Source organism: Gordonia sputi NBRC 100414, from assembly GCF_000248055.1.
Classification (GTDB): Bacteria; Actinomycetota; Actinomycetes; order Mycobacteriales; family Mycobacteriaceae; genus Gordonia; species Gordonia sputi.
The window spans coordinates 71,835-84,588 of record NZ_BAFC01000116.1 but is presented as its reverse complement, the minus strand read 5'-3'; the positions used below and the strand labels follow the sequence as shown (position 1 = coordinate 84,588).

The 12,754-nt window shown below is 65.9% G+C and carries 15 protein-coding genes and 1 tRNA gene; 10 read left to right on the top strand and 6 right to left on the bottom strand.

Features of this window, described 5'->3' with window-relative positions:
* Positions 1–10: 10 nt before the first annotated feature.
* Positions 11–577: a bacterial proteasome activator family protein gene (locus tag GOSPT_RS19080; protein WP_039856711.1), complete on the bottom strand. Its 567-nt coding sequence runs from the start codon at positions 575–577 to the stop codon at positions 11–13.
* A 170-nt stretch (positions 578–747) separates the two neighbouring features.
* On the opposite strand from GOSPT_RS19080, the gene GOSPT_RS19075 reads away from it, so the two are divergent.
* The 5 genes from GOSPT_RS19075 (at position 748) to GOSPT_RS19055 (ending at position 4,177) form a co-directional block, all read left to right on the top strand.
* A complete protein-coding gene (locus GOSPT_RS19075; RefSeq protein WP_005208164.1) occupies positions 748–1,944 on the top strand; it encodes a cysteine desulfurase-like protein in 1,197 nt (398 codons plus the stop codon).
* A gap of 83 nt (positions 1,945–2,027) precedes the next feature.
* Positions 2,028–2,498: a MarR family winged helix-turn-helix transcriptional regulator gene (locus GOSPT_RS19070; RefSeq protein WP_005208162.1), complete on the top strand. Its 471-nt coding sequence runs from the start codon at positions 2,028–2,030 to the stop codon at positions 2,496–2,498.
* A 43-nt stretch (positions 2,499–2,541) separates the two neighbouring features.
* Positions 2,542–3,516 carry an NAD(P)H-quinone oxidoreductase gene (locus GOSPT_RS19065; protein ID WP_005208160.1) on the top strand — a complete coding sequence of 325 codons (975 nt, stop codon included), beginning with the start codon at positions 2,542–2,544 and terminating at the stop codon, positions 3,514–3,516.
* A 90-nt stretch (positions 3,517–3,606) separates the two neighbouring features.
* Positions 3,607–3,691 (top strand) — tRNA-Ser (locus GOSPT_RS19060).
* A gap of 111 nt (positions 3,692–3,802) precedes the next feature.
* Positions 3,803–4,177: a hypothetical protein gene (locus tag GOSPT_RS19055; protein ID WP_231894495.1), complete on the top strand. Its 375-nt coding sequence runs from the start codon at positions 3,803–3,805 to the stop codon at positions 4,175–4,177.
* Positions 4,178–4,187: 10 nt separating this feature from the next.
* Here GOSPT_RS19055 and GOSPT_RS19050 read toward each other — a convergent pair whose 3' ends face one another.
* The gene (locus tag GOSPT_RS19050; RefSeq protein ID WP_005208156.1) at positions 4,188–4,673 is read right to left on the bottom strand and encodes an SRPBCC family protein; all 486 of its coding nucleotides are present in this window, start codon (positions 4,671–4,673) and stop codon (positions 4,188–4,190) included.
* Positions 4,674–4,677: 4 nt separating this feature from the next.
* Positions 4,678–5,040, bottom strand: coding sequence for an ArsR/SmtB family transcription factor (locus GOSPT_RS19045; protein ID WP_005208154.1), 363 nt, complete (start codon positions 5,038–5,040; stop codon positions 4,678–4,680).
* A 105-nt stretch (positions 5,041–5,145) separates the two neighbouring features.
* On the opposite strand from GOSPT_RS19045, the gene GOSPT_RS19040 reads away from it, so the two are divergent.
* Together GOSPT_RS19040 and GOSPT_RS19035 are read left to right on the top strand one after the other, a co-directional pair.
* Entirely contained in the window at positions 5,146–5,610 is a 465-nt protein-coding gene (locus GOSPT_RS19040; RefSeq protein WP_005208152.1) for an Rv2732c family membrane protein, read from the top strand.
* 137 nt (positions 5,611–5,747) lie between these two features.
* Positions 5,748–6,362 (top strand): hypothetical protein, encoded by a 615-nt coding sequence (locus tag GOSPT_RS19035; RefSeq protein WP_005208149.1) that lies wholly within the window; start codon positions 5,748–5,750, stop codon positions 6,360–6,362.
* A 269-nt stretch (positions 6,363–6,631) separates the two neighbouring features.
* Here GOSPT_RS19035 and GOSPT_RS19030 read toward each other — a convergent pair whose 3' ends face one another.
* Together GOSPT_RS19030 and GOSPT_RS19025 are read right to left on the bottom strand one after the other, a co-directional pair.
* A complete protein-coding gene (locus tag GOSPT_RS19030; protein ID WP_005208146.1) occupies positions 6,632–7,258 on the bottom strand; it encodes a hypothetical protein in 627 nt (208 codons plus the stop codon).
* Between the two features lie 100 nt (positions 7,259–7,358).
* A complete protein-coding gene (locus GOSPT_RS19025; RefSeq protein ID WP_005208137.1) occupies positions 7,359–8,450 on the bottom strand; it encodes a magnesium transporter CorA family protein in 1,092 nt (363 codons plus the stop codon).
* 70 nt (positions 8,451–8,520) lie between these two features.
* Between GOSPT_RS19025 and GOSPT_RS19020 the strand changes: the two genes are divergently transcribed.
* Both GOSPT_RS19020 and GOSPT_RS19015 read left to right on the top strand, forming a co-directional pair.
* Positions 8,521–9,642, top strand: coding sequence for an acyltransferase family protein (locus tag GOSPT_RS19020; protein WP_005208135.1), 1,122 nt, complete (start codon positions 8,521–8,523; stop codon positions 9,640–9,642).
* Between the two features lie 73 nt (positions 9,643–9,715).
* Positions 9,716–10,957, top strand: coding sequence for a hypothetical protein (locus GOSPT_RS19015; protein ID WP_005208134.1), 1,242 nt, complete (start codon positions 9,716–9,718; stop codon positions 10,955–10,957).
* 10 nt (positions 10,958–10,967) lie between these two features.
* Here the strand turns inward: GOSPT_RS19015 and GOSPT_RS19010 are convergent, their stop codons facing one another.
* Positions 10,968–11,480, bottom strand: a complete 513-nt coding sequence (locus tag GOSPT_RS19010; protein WP_039856691.1) for an acyl-CoA thioesterase — start codon at positions 11,478–11,480, stop codon at positions 10,968–10,970.
* A 222-nt stretch (positions 11,481–11,702) separates the two neighbouring features.
* Here GOSPT_RS19010 and GOSPT_RS19005 point away from each other — a divergent pair, with 222 nt between their 5' ends.
* Positions 11,703–12,746, top strand: a complete 1,044-nt coding sequence (locus GOSPT_RS19005; protein ID WP_174273073.1) for an alpha/beta hydrolase — start codon at positions 11,703–11,705, stop codon at positions 12,744–12,746.
* The last annotated feature ends 8 nt before the right edge of the window (positions 12,747–12,754 follow it).

Sequence of the window (12,754 nt, the reverse complement as noted above, 5' to 3'; positions counted from 1 at the left end):
GACTCGATACTCAGAGGTACTGACCGGTGCTCGGCCCGCCGCCGGGGCCTCCCGGCCCACCTGGACCCACGATTCCGGGAGGCAGAGCGCCCTGTCGCATCTGCTCGAGTTGCGCACGTGCGGCCATCTGCTGGGCGAACAACGCCGTCTGGATTCCGTGGAACAGTCCCTCGAGCCACCCGACGAGCTGTGCCTGCGCGATACGCAGCTCGGCGTCGGACGGGGTCGAGTCGTCGGAGAAGGGGAGTGCAAGTCGTTCGAGCTCTTCACGTAGCTCGGGGGCAAGGCCGTCTTCGAGTTCGCTGATCGACGTCTGGTGGATCTCGCGGAGCCGGTTGCGCGACGCCTCGTCGAGCGGAGCTGCCCGCACTTCTTCGAGCAGTTGCTTGATCATCGTGCCGATGCGCATGACCTTGGCGGGTTGCTCGACCATGTCGGCAACACTGTCTTTGGATTCGGCTTCTTTCCCGCTCGTGTGGTCGTCAGGTCCGACAACCACGATGCTCTCGTCACCGGTTGCCGGCGAACCGAAACCACGGGGATCAAATGCTCCGGACGACGTTCCTTCGCTAGCCATGTGACCCATTGTGCCGAAAGCCACCGACACTCGTCACCAGTCGTCGGCATTGCCCCCGAGGCCAGTCGGTATTGCTGTCGACGCCACGAGGACGCCGCAACGCCGCCGTCGCGCCGCGTTCGGCGGCAACCCGTCCGAAGCCCGTGTGCGGGCCGTCTATCGTGACTGGCATGAGTCTCGACGTCGCCGCGGTGCGAGGACTGTTCCCCTCGCTCGGCGACGGCTGGATTCACCTCGACGCCCAGGCCGGAATGCTGATCCCCGACTCCGTTGCCAGTGCGGTCTCGTCCGGGTTCCGGCAGCTCGGCGCAGCGCCGGGCGGGGTCTATCCGGGCGCGGTCCGCACCACCGAAGCCATCGACGGCGCACGCCGAGCGGTCGCCGATCTCGTCGGCGCACAGGCCGCGGGTGTTGTTCTCGGGCCCTCCCGATCGGCGCTCGTGTGGTCGCTCGCGGAGTCGATCGCCCCCAACACCTGGCTCGGCGGCGACGTCGTCGTGAGTCATGCCGACGACGAACCGAACATCGTGCCGTGGCTGCGGGTCGTCGGACGTTATGGCGGTTCTGTGCGGTGGGCAGAGCTCGACATCGAGACCGGCGAGCTGCCCGCGTGGCAGTACAAGAACCTCATCGGCGCGCGGACGGCCGTCGTGGCCGTGACCTTGGCGTCGTCGACGCTCGGTGCGATCACCGACATCCCCGCCATCGCCCGCTTCGCCCACGCACGCGGCGCGATGCTGGTTGTCGATGCGACGAATGCTGCGCCCTACATGCCGCTCGACATCGACGAACTCGGTGCCGACGTGCTCGTGGTGTCCGCAGAACGGTGGGGCGGCCCGCGAGTCGCGGCGATGGTGTTCCGGGATCCCAAGGTCATCGAACGGCTCGTTCCGATGTCGGTCGACCCGCGCGCGGTCGGGCCCGCGCGTCTCGAACTCGAACCGCTGCAGGGTGGACTACTGACCGGGCTCGTCGCATCGATCGAACACCTCGCCTCGCTCGACGCCGACGCGATCGGCAAGAGGCGTCGACGACTCGTCGCCTCCCTCGACGCGGTGAGCGAGTACCTCGAACGCCTGATGGTCTACCTCACGACGACGCTCGAACAGCTCAGCCAGGTCTCGGTTGTCGGGACTCCAGGCAACCGCGTCCCGACGCTCAGTTTCACCGTCGATCAGGTCTCGGCCGACAAGGTCGTCCGACGACTCTCCGACAACGGGATCTGCGCGCTCGCCGACCTTCCATGCCGGGCACTGACGCGTATGGGCGCGAGCGACTTCGGCGGCGCCGTGAGCGTCGGTCTCGGGCCGTATTCGACGCCGTACGAAGTTGACCATTTGGTCAGAACTCTCGGGTCATTCGGTTAGACCAACGTCGCAGCGTATGGCGTGTGGGTCGACCGATCCACACGGTTTCGCGTTTAGCGACAACGCATACTAAGTTGACTAATGTGAACGACCCCGAACCGCGCCCACACACGCCCGGTACGCCGGAGCTGACCACCGACCAGGTCGAGCTCTGGCAGTCGTTCGTAGACGGCGGATGGGCCCTGATGGCCCAGGTGAACAGTACGTTCGGCGCGAACGGTTGGACTACAACCGATCTGCGCATCCTCGAGGTCCTCGCGACGCGTGAGCAGTTCGGCATCAGCGAACTCGCCGCGACCGTGCACATGGGCGTCAGCACCGTATCTCGTCAGGTCGGCAGGCTGATCGACACCGGCGATGTTGTCCGGGTGCGCTCTGACCTCGACGGCAGACACCGACTCGTCCGCATCACCGACACCGGTCGCGGCACGCTGGCCCGCATCTCACGGGTGCGCGACGGAGTGGTGCGCGAGTACGTCGTCGACGTCCTGGGTGAGGACGACTTCACCACCATCTGCCTCGCCATGCGGAAGGTCCGCGGCTCCTGGTCGTGACGGTTACACCCCTTCGACGCCACTTTCGGGCAGCATCGATGGCATGCGTGCAATCACCGTCGACTCCGAAACAGCCACACTGTCTGTCGCCGAAGTACCCGATCCGACGCCGGGACCCGGCGAGGTGCTCATCGAGGTCGCGGCAGCGGGCGTGAACCGCGCCGACCTGCTCCAGAAGCAGGGCCTGTATCCACCGCCGCCGGGGGCGTCGGACATTCTCGGTCTCGAGGTGTCGGGCAGGATCGTCGAATTGGGTTCTGAGGTCACGGGGTGGTCCGTCGGCGACGAGGTATGCGCCCTGCTTGCGGGCGGCGGGTACGCCGAGTTGGTGGCGGTTCCGGCCGTGCAGCTGCTGCCGAAGCCGTCGAATGTGGACCTGATCGAGGCTGCGGGGCTACCCGAGGTTGCGTGCACGGTGGTCTCGAACCTGCTGCTCACGGCGCATCTACAGCTGGACGAGCTGGTCCTCATTCACGGTGGCTCGAGCGGAATAGGCACCCATGCGACGCAGTTGTGTCGCGCGTTGGGGGCCAGGGTCGCGGTGACGGCGCGAACGAGGGAGAAGCTGGCGCGCTCGGCGGAGTACGGGGCCGAGATCCTCATCGACTACTCGTCGGAGGACTTCGTCGAGGTGATCTCCGGGCACGGTGGCGCCGACGTGATCCTCGACATCATCGGCGCGGCTTACCTGCCGCGCAACGTGAAAGCTCTCGCGACCGGGGGACGCCTGGTCATCATCGGTATGCAGGGTGGCGTCAAGGGTGAATTGCCCATCGGCGCAATGATTTCCAAACGACTCTCGGTCTACGGCACCGCGTTGCGCTCGAGGCCGGTGACCGGAGCAGACGGCAAAGCGGCGATCGTCGAGAAGACCCACGCGCGTACCTGGCCGTTGATCGAGGCGGGCTCGGTGGTGCCGGTGACCGACTCCGTGTTCGAGCTCGCCGACGCCCAGGCCGCCCACGAACGACTCAACAGCGGCGACGCGATCGGCAAGGTGCTGCTGCGCGTGGGCTGATGAGGGAACAGGCTGACGAAGTCCACCGGCCGGGCGGGTCCGTGGGCTGATGCTGGTCTCACGCTGCGGGTCACGTACCCTTTTCGGCAGGGAAGCGTGGCAGAGCGGCCGAATGCACTCGCCTTGAAAGCGAGCGTGGGTAAAACCACCGGGGGTTCAAATCCCTCCGCTTCCGCAGATGAGTCCACGTTGCGTGGGATCCAGAGGGGCATTTTTGTACCCCTGCGTCCCACGCAACTGAACCTCGTTCCGGCGAACGACGCGTGCGCGTGATCGCTGAGACCGTATGGCACAATTCCGGCCTGTGAAGAAGGTGATGGCAAGTGCATTGATCGGCGGCGCCGCTGCCACAGGCGTTCTCGTGGGCGGCGGAGAGGCGCACGCCGACGTCACTCCTGGTACGTACCGATACTGCAACACCGAGTTCCAGGGTTTTCACGTTCCGGTGCCGTGGTGCTCGGACTCGACGGTTCGCAATCACCGGTTTGGTGTCACCCCCAGCTTCCGCGGCTACCCCATCACAACCGTTGGCAAGTACGAGTACGTCAGTTTCGGCCAGGGCAACGGACTCAAGATGTACAAGACGCGCAACGGATATGCCGGCTCGCAGTATCAGGGCAACAAGGTCATCGCCAAGTTCGTCTTGACACGCAAGCGCTGAGGTCGCGCGGTCATTCGGCCAGGAACTGATCGATCTGGTTGAGAGACTGCGTCGCGCCCTCGGCCATACCCATGTCGAGGACCTTCTGCAGTCCCTCAACCGTTTCGTAGGTGCTCACGTAGGTGGCCACCGTGCGGCCGTCCCTGTCGGTGAACGAGTATGCGTTGTGCGACAACGGAAGTGACTCGATCGGCGTGAAGTCTTCGTCGGCGAAGCCGTCGCGGAAGGTGAAGCTCGACGGCTTGTCGACGGCGTCGACGAGCCAGTAGCCCGCGTACTTTTCGCCGTCGGGGCCCGTCATGTAGTACGTGACACGCCCGCCCGGCGCCAAGTCGTGATCGACGAATGTCGCGGGGTATTCCGGTGGGCCCCAGACCTTCTCGAGCTGGCGCGGATCGGCGTAGATCTGCCAGACGCGTTCCACCGGAGCGGCGAACTCGGCTGTGATGGTGATCGATCGGTCGTCGAGATTCTTGGTGACGTCGATGACGGGCATTGTCTCAATCCTTGTCGTTGGAAGGCGTCGACGTGGTGTCGTCGACAGCAAGTAATGCGTCGATTCGGTCGATGCGGCCCCGCCAGACCTGCTCGAGCTCGTCGAGTAGGTCCGACACGGCGCGCACGGCCTCGACGTCGCCGGAGGCGAGTTGTTCACGCCCTCGGCGACGCTTGGTCAGCAGTCCGGAGCGCTCGAGCACCGCGACGTGTTTCTGTACGGCGGCGAAGCTCATGTCGTAGTCGGCGGCAAGTGTCGACACCGACTGCTCCTGCGCGAGCACACGCCGCATGATGTCGCGGCGGGTCCGGTCGGCAAGCGCGTGGAACAGTGCGTCTGCTCGATCCTCCGTCGCTGTGCTCACCACACGAACATACAACTGATCGGTTGTATGTGTCGAGCTTTGGTGGGATTCGCCTGCAATGCGCACCCGGGTCCTGCGCCCCGAGTCCTTGCGGTGGACACTGGTGGGATGCGCGACGACGGGAGAGGTGTAGACCGCGACGAACTGGACCCACGGCTCGCCGATTCCCTTCGCGGAATCGAACGCAGGGTCATGGCAGAGGTTCCGCTCCGCGGGCGTGCGGTCGCCGCTGTCTGGGTGGCCGTGGTGGTGCTTGCCGGCGTGAGCGCCGTGACCGCACTGACCGGAAGGTCGACGCCGCTCTCGCAACTCGCGGTCGTCATCGGTGCCGCCGCGGTGGTGCTGTCCATGGTCGCGGTGATTGTTCGACGCTTCGCGCCCTGCTGGATCGCGGCGGCGGTGAGCGCTGTCGCGGTGCCGATCTCGATTCTGGGCTACTGGGCCGATCAGACTGCGCGCCAACAGACTTCGTTGGGACTCTTGGTGGCCGCGCTGTGCCACATCGCACTAGTGGTCAACTGGGTGCAGTGCGTGCGGCCGCCGGTGGGACACAAGGCGGGCCCCACGCCGTAGCCGTGGCGCGGGTGGGCACCGGACTGTCGAGGTTTCGGCGTCATTCGGTCGTGCGACTGCTGGTAACCGCCGGGGCCGTCGGTGTCGAATAACCGGGTAAGAGGACGGTCGCCCGATCGCCCGGGACAGGGAACATCATGCGATACCGGTGGACTGCAACGACTTTGGCCGCGGCCGCAGTAGCGCTGTCCGTGGCGGGCTGCAACCCCGACGACACTCCATCCGCAACAACTTCGATGCCGACCGTCGTTGTCACCACGACGATGCCTGCGTCGACCACATCAGGTGCGGAGGAGGCCGACTCCGGCACTGCTGTCGAGAAGTCGGACTCTCAGGACGGTGGCGCCACGCAGGCTTCTGGTGGTGGAAGCCAGACCGCGCGGCCGCTGCCTCCCGGGCACGGCGTCGGATCGTCGGCGTTCGTGGGTGACTGGACGCGACACGCCAGTTCGCTCGACCTCGCAGGAGATCAGACGGGCACACTACTCATGGGCTCAGGCGCGCTGAACACCGAGAAGTGGTCGGTCACCTGGACGCGGCGCGGAATGGGCATCACGATCACGATCGGTGACCTGATCGTCAAATCCGGCGAGGGTGTCGGCGATATTTCGAAGGGCGAGACGGTCAGCGGCGATCTGTCGACCGGCGCCCACGGCGGCCCGACCCTGGTGACTAAGGGCCTCGGCGACACCGGCGGCCCGCTCACCTGGTGCAGCGCCGCATCCGCGGGCACTCCAGCGTGCGGGGCGTGATCTCGACAGGCTCGATCAGCGAGGGTGGCTCGATCAGCGAGGGGTGATCTCGACAGGCTCGATCAGCGAGGGTGGCTCGATCAGCGAGGGGGCGGCTCGATCAGCGAGGGGTGATCTCGACAGGCTCGATCAGCGGCCAGGCGCTCGAGCAGCGAGGGGGCGGCTCGATCAGCGCGAGCGCGTACACAACTCGGTCGTGAGCGCGGCGCCATCACAAAAATCTCCTCGGCGGTCCGCTCAGGTACGAGTTGTGTACGTACCGGTGGTCGTCAGGCCGGCGACATCGCGCGCTGAGCCTTCTCGAGCGCGGCGAGGGTGCGAAGCACGTATTCGCGGCGCGAGGTCAGGTCGGCGATGCGGGCCTTGGCGGAGAGTCCCGATTCCTGCTCGGCGGCGGCCAGGCGTGCGTCGATGTCGGTGAGTTCGCTCAGCAGGCCCTCGGCGCGGCTGAGAAGCTCCGCCCGATCGGGCCGCGAGACGTCGTTGCGTCGTGTCGGACTCGTGGTCGCCGTGCTCGCCTTGTCGCCCGTGCTCTTCACGGCGCTCGACTTCACAGCGCTTGACTTCACAGTGCCCGCAGCGGCCCGCGATGCGGATCGCTTGGGTCGAGGGGCGGGGGTACTCGTGCGGATCGCGTTCAACTCGGTGTACGCGTCGCGAGCGCCGACCCGGTGCTCACGCTCCTCCTCGTCGTCGCATTCCACGGAGCCGCCGAGCGGGCGCAGGCCGTAGAAACCCAAGAACTTGCGCGCCTCGGTGATCGTCTCCTCGAGCTCGCGGCACCTGGCGCAGCGCAGTTCGTCGCGAAACTCCGCGACGTCATCGGTGGAGGAGCACCACTCACACGGGGTGGCAGTGTTTTCGGTCACGACAGCGTCGGCAGTTCTGGAGAGCACGTCGAAAACAATACGGGACAAGAGGTTTCAGATTCCAATTCGAGCGTGTCGCACGCCCGACACCCCGCGTGACCACACCCCGCGTGACCAGACCGGGCGACTACAGCCAGTCGCGCTTGCGGAAGTTGATGTAGAGCACGATGACCGATCCGACGATCAGGATCGCGCTGACCCAGACACCCCACGACGTGCTGTATCCGGGGAACAGCACGTTCTGTCCGTAGTAGCCGGTGATGAGGGTCGGCACAGCGATGATGGCGGCCCACGCGGTCAACTTCTTCATCACGGTGTTGAGCCGCGCGTCCATCAGCGAGAGGTTCGTCTCGAAGACACTGCTGAGCATGTCGCGCAGTGACTCGGTCCACTCGGCGGCGCGCAGCACATGGTCGTAGAGGTCGGAGTAGTTGGGATCGAGCTCTGCCGCGTGCTCTCCACGATCCTGGTAGCGGTGCCGCTGGATGGTGCCCACCACCTCGCGCATCGGGAGCACCACCCGCCGCAGCACCACGAGATCCTTGCGCAGGTCGTACGTCCGACGTTGCAGGCTCACATTGGGGACCGACTTGTCGAAGAGGTAGTCCTCGAGCTCCTCGATCTGGTCGTCGAGTACCTGCACCGCGTCGAAGTGACCGTCGACGACGACGTCGAGCACCACATAGAGCAGCCCGCCGATGCCGAACGCCGCGGCGTGCGTGTCCTCGCAGCGCTCCACCACGGTCTTGATGCCGTCGCCCGGATGCATACGCACCGTGATCAGGGCGTTGTCCTTGATGAATATCGAGATGCGGTGCAATGTAAAGGATTTGGCGCGCTGATTCTGCCCGTTGTTGACAGTGGCCCCGGATCGCGGGGGTGGTGGGTCGTCGGAGTCATCGTCAGGATCGCTGTCGGGGCGTCGAACATCCTGTGCCGCAGGAGGTTTCATCTCGATGCCGTACACCATGATGAAGGTGTGGTCGCTGTAGGTGACGGTCTTCACGCGCTCGGCGGCCGAGATCGTGTCCTCGATGGCGAACTTGTTCAACCCGAGTTCGTTTGCGAGCGAAGAGAGCGTCTCATGGCTCGGGCACTGCAGATCGGCCCACACGACGGTGTCGGATTCGCCGATGTGGTCGGAGACCGATTCGAGCGAGAACCCGTCGACCTTCTTGCCGTCGCGCCAGATCTGACCCTGGATGCGCTCGTCTCCCATGACGTCATCCTGCCACGCGGCGAGAGGTCCTCGACGCTGCCGCGCTCGCCCGACCTGGCAGGATCGGCCCATGGCCCACCGCATCCCGTCGCTCACCGGAGTGCGTGCGCCGGCCGCGGCCGCGGTCTGCCTGACACATGCGGCGTTCTGGACCGGCAACTACACCGACGACTACGTCGGGCGCCTGTTCTCGCGGTTCGAGGTCGGCGTCGCCATCTTCTTCGTACTCTCGGGGTTCCTGCTGTTCTCGGAGTGGATTCGACCGCTGCAGAAGGGCTCGGGCCCACCGTCGACGCGGCGCTACTTCTGGCATCGCGCACGCCGAATCCTGCCCGCGTACTGGATCACGGTGATCGCGGTCTACCTCGTCTACGGCTGGTATTCGCCGGGTGGCGAGGCCGTGGTGACGGGCGTCGGCTGGTCGGGTTTCTGGCGCAACATGACGCTGACGCAGGTCTACGGCATCGGCCACCTGCATGCCGGCCTGACCCAGATGTGGAGTCTCGCAGCAGAAGTCGTGTTCTACCTGCTGCTGCCGGTGATCGCATGGCTGCTGATCGTCGTCGTGTGTCGACGCCGCTGGCGACCGGATCTACTCATCGGTGGCCTGCTCGTGATCGGGCTGGTGAGTCCGGTGTGGGCGGTGCTCGTCGACGGAAATCCCGACGCCGATCCGACGGCCCGACTCTGGGCACCCGCCTTCCTCGGATGGTTTATCGCCGGCATGGTCCTTGCGGTCTGCGCGCCCCTCGTCGCGAAGTGGAACACCTGGTTCTGGCCCGCGGCCGCGGCTGCCGCGTTCCTCGTGTCGGGTCTGCCGCTGGCAGGTGAGCCGACGATCACGCCGAGCACGGCGTCGGCCACGATCGTCAAGCATCTGCTCTACCTCGTCATCGCCGTCGGGATGGTGGGTCCGCTCACCGCCACCGACCAGTCGTCGCCGTGGGCTCGGCTGTGCGGGAGCCGACCCGTCGTGTGGCTCGGCGAGATCTCCTACGAGTTCTTCCTCGTGCACGTACTCGTACTCGAGGTGGTCATGGATCTGCTGAACTACCGCGTATTCAGCGGCAATGTCGTCGTGGCGTTCGTGGTGACTACCGCGATCAGCATCCCGGTCGCGTGGTTGTTGCACCGCGCGACCCGACCCCTGTGGCGTGCGACGACGCCCCGGGCACCCGAATTGCGCAGGTAGAATCTGGGAACGCGGCGGAGCCGGGGAACCACTCCCGCTCGCCAGACAGTCCCGAATCGAAGGCGTTACGACGATGATCGACAAGAGCGCGGCCCAGCGGGGTGGCGACAGCAGTGCGCAGATCCGCAGTTGGTGTCAGCGATCGGCCATCGCGGGTGAGCGCCCCGAACTCTCCGATGCCGCCGCACTACTCGTGGCGTCGGGGTACCTCACGCCTGCGGGTCGGGCGATCCTGGTTCGCCGGATTTCTTCCGGACTACCTGTGCCGACGCTGCCTGCGGGTTTCGGCGAGCTGCGTCGACTCCAGCGGGCGATCGTCCAGCTCGAAAGCCAACTCGACGCCCCGATGGTGCCCGGAATGGTCGTGACGCTGATGCGCGGCCGTCTCAACGGGCTGCTGCGTCGGCGCGACGACTCGCGCAAGCTGATCGTGACCGCGAAGGGCGTCTTCGCAGGTAGTACGCGCGCCATCCGGAGGGAGCGTCGGGAGAACGTGTACCTCGAGATCGAGGAACGCGAGCGGCTGTTCGCCGGACTGCTCTGCACACCGACCCCGAACGTGAACACATCGAATCCGATGCGCCGTGCGGGAACGGCGGCTGTGGAACGGATCGCGGGCGTCGTCGGACAGGTCGCCGCACGCTCGGGGTATCCGCAGGCGGGGGAGTGGGCCAACCGCGTTGCCGCAGTCGACGGCACTCCCGCGTCGCCGAGGACCCCCGCTTCACCGCTGTCCGGGGTGGCGAACTTCGTCGACGGCTACGAGACGCTGATGTTTCTCGCCGCCCACTACTACGACCGCATCATGCGCAATCCGGCCTGGCGGTCGGACCATTTCGCCGTGCAGCGCACGCAGGTCAATCTGCACGCCGAACTCGCCGAGATCGTCGCCGACGTCATCGCGCTGCGCTCCGTGCGGATCGACCTCGACCGCGCCAAGCGCAACGGCGGATTCGACGCCTCGTTCGCCGCCCAGATCGACCGTCGCGAAACGGTGTTGCGGCCGGTCTGGACCGAACTCATCGACCGTGTGCAGGCGCTCGGCGACGTCGCGCACGTCGTCGAGTCGGCCGCCGTCGAACTGCAGATCCTGTCTGAATACAACAGGGCCGCAACCATCGACGACCGGATCGACGCGCTCATCGCCAGGTCGGGCGACCGGGAGATCTCCGTCGACAACGCCAAACGCCTGAGCGAGCAGGTGCGCAGCGGCGAGGAGCAGTTGCGTATCTACCGCGACGTCCTCGAGGGCAACATCGCTCGGATCTCACCTGCCGTGCCGCGCGAGCTTCCCGCCCGCTACGAGCCGTCCTGACCGCGTCGTTTCAGGCGCGCGACCAAGACCGCAGGTGATCTTTTTCGACGCTGCTCAGCCGTCGAAGTGAGTGTGCCGCCACGTCGACGACGGCCATCTGGGTGCTCGCGACACAGGCGGGTTTGGAGTCGTCCTCGGCGTGCGCGCCGCGGATCTCATAACCGATGGTGAAGTCGACCGATCGAAAACCCTTGATCCACATGCCAATTCGCAGCGGCGAATCGTCGTGCCGTAGTTGGCTCTGATATCTGATCTCGACGTGGACGATCATTGCGCTCTTGATCAGTTCGGCCTGCGACCCGGTCGGGGTGTCGGCTTCGGCGGCCAGGGTGGTTGCCATGACCAACCATTGGATGCGCGCCTCCTCCATGAGGGTGACCATCCGCGCGTGGTTGATGTGACCGAACGCATCCATGTCCGACCACCGCACGGGGACCTCGGCGACGAATGCGAAGTCTCGGACACCGAGACCGCGTTCACCTGCAGGCTTCGCCGAACTGTCCGGATTCTTTGGTGTCGTCACAAATAACAACCCTATGTCGACGTTGCGTGAAGGCGGTTCGGGGATGTCGATTGCCAGGATCGACACGTACCCTGTGGACGACACCGGCCGCAGTGGGAGGGGAACCCACTGATTGCGGGCCGTCTAGACAATAACGATGCGCTGTTGAAGAAGATGCGCACTGCTGCGAGCGCCCGACCATCAACGGTCGGCGCGCTCCGAAGAGTTCGAGGAGACCGTTGCATGGCTGGGCGTTGGAGAATCGCGGCTGCGCGTCGGCGTACGGAAGGTAGTGGATCGGTGCTTCGGCGATCTGCAGTACTCGCGACCGCGCTTGCCGGATGTGCCGCGCTACTCACCGGTGTTCCCGCCGCGAACGCGGCACCCGTGCCCGTCGCGAAGATCGCGAAGGTTCAGAAACTCGGACCGCTCAGAACCGACATCTGGGTCACGTCGCCGTCGATGAAGACGAAGATCAAGTTGTCGGTGCTGACCCCCGCGGACGCGTCAGGCCCGCGGCCGACCGTCTATATGCTCGACGGCGCCGGAGCCGAGGGCGACGTGAGCGACTGGATCACCAAGGGCCACGCGGGCCGCTTCTTTGCAGGCAAGAACGTCAACGTGGTGCTGCCGACCGGCGGTAAGGGCAGCTTCTACACCGACTGGCAGAAGCACGATCCCAAAGTGGGACAACCCATGTGGGAAACCTTCCTCGCCAAGGAACTCCCCCCGCTGATCAACAAGCAGTTCGACGGCAACGGCCGCAACGCGGTCATCGGCCTGTCGATGGGCGGCCAGGCGGCGTTCGCGCTCACCATCCGTCACCCGTCGACCTACAGCGGACTCGCCTCACTCTCGGGTTGCCCGCCGGTCTCCGGCGCCGCCAACGAGGCCTACGTGCGCACGACCGTCGGTCGCGATGGGGGCGACGCGACGAATATGTGGGGACCGTTCGGTTCGGCGGGCTGGGACGCTCACGATCCGGCCAAGCATCTCGACGCGCTGCGCGGCAAGAACATCTTCTTGGCCGCCGGATCCGGCGCGATCGGCCCACTCGATCTGCAGCGTCGCATCGAACCCGACGAGGGCCCACCCGAGGCCGTGACGGCGTCGTCGTCGGCGCTGGAGCTGGGCGCCTACCGCTGCTCGCTGGAGTTCGCCGCGACGATGCGCGCCAACAACGTGCCCTACACCGACGGCTTCCGCCTGATCGGCACGCACACCTGGGCCTACTGGGAGCAAGACCTTCCCGCCGCCTGGCGCACCGTCTCGCGCGGCCTGTACTGAGCCGCCGC

Coding starts and splice junctions, on each gene's coding strand:
- GOSPT_RS19080 (WP_039856711.1), bottom strand. CDS start 577: ATGGCTAGCGAAGGAACGTCGTCCGGAGCATTTGATCCCCGTGGTTTC.
- GOSPT_RS19075 (WP_005208164.1), top strand. CDS start 748: ATGAGTCTCGACGTCGCCGCGGTGCGAGGACTGTTCCCCTCGCTCGGC.
- GOSPT_RS19065 (WP_005208160.1), top strand. CDS start 2,542: ATGCGTGCAATCACCGTCGACTCCGAAACAGCCACACTGTCTGTCGCC.
- GOSPT_RS19055 (WP_231894495.1), top strand. CDS start 3,803: ATGGCACAATTCCGGCCTGTGAAGAAGGTGATGGCAAGTGCATTGATC.
- GOSPT_RS19050 (WP_005208156.1), bottom strand. CDS start 4,673: ATGCCCGTCATCGACGTCACCAAGAATCTCGACGACCGATCGATCACC.
- GOSPT_RS19040 (WP_005208152.1), top strand. CDS start 5,146: ATGCGCGACGACGGGAGAGGTGTAGACCGCGACGAACTGGACCCACGG.
- GOSPT_RS19035 (WP_005208149.1), top strand. CDS start 5,748: ATGCGATACCGGTGGACTGCAACGACTTTGGCCGCGGCCGCAGTAGCG.
- GOSPT_RS19025 (WP_005208137.1), bottom strand. CDS start 8,450: ATGGGAGACGAGCGCATCCAGGGTCAGATCTGGCGCGACGGCAAGAAG.
- GOSPT_RS19020 (WP_005208135.1), top strand. CDS start 8,521: ATGGCCCACCGCATCCCGTCGCTCACCGGAGTGCGTGCGCCGGCCGCG.
- GOSPT_RS19015 (WP_005208134.1), top strand. CDS start 9,716: ATGATCGACAAGAGCGCGGCCCAGCGGGGTGGCGACAGCAGTGCGCAG.
- GOSPT_RS19005 (WP_174273073.1), top strand. CDS start 11,703: ATGGCTGGGCGTTGGAGAATCGCGGCTGCGCGTCGGCGTACGGAAGGT.